We start from the raw sequence: 387 nt of genomic DNA, 5'->3' as shown, positions 1-387 counted from the left end.
AGAGCACAATACCTTTTACAACAGGGAACAGCAGTGGTTGATATATGCTATTTTAAAGGGGATGATCCGGCCTCGGGAATTCCTGATATTTATCTGATTGGCATAGTACCTGAGGGTTATAAGGGAGATGTGATCGGTCGTGATGTTTTGTTAAACCAGATCTCAATTAAAAACCAAAATATAGAATTGTCGCAGGGGATGCAGTATAAGATCTGTGTTCTTGCAGATGTTAAAGCTCTACTACCTGAGAGTGCCCAGAGATTAAAAGAGCTTGTAGGAGCGGGGATGCGCCTTGTGGTTATCAGCAAACCTGAGAAATCCTTAGGGCTTTTAAATCAAGATTCATCAGTGATTGACACCATTAATGAATTGTATGGCACTCTTGAT

At 40.8% G+C, this 387-nt stretch carries 1 protein-coding gene; it reads left to right on the top strand.

Annotated elements, in window-relative coordinates; all coding sequences use genetic code 11:
- Positions 1-387 (top strand): glycosyl hydrolase (locus SB660_RS19165; RefSeq protein WP_410583806.1); only part of this gene is annotated, 387 nt, incomplete at both ends.

The organism is Bacillus sp. SIMBA_005, assembly GCF_046535585.1.
Lineage (GTDB): Bacteria > Bacillota > Bacilli > Bacillales > Bacillaceae > Bacillus > Bacillus pumilus.
This window is presented reverse-complemented; position numbering and strand designations above follow the sequence as displayed.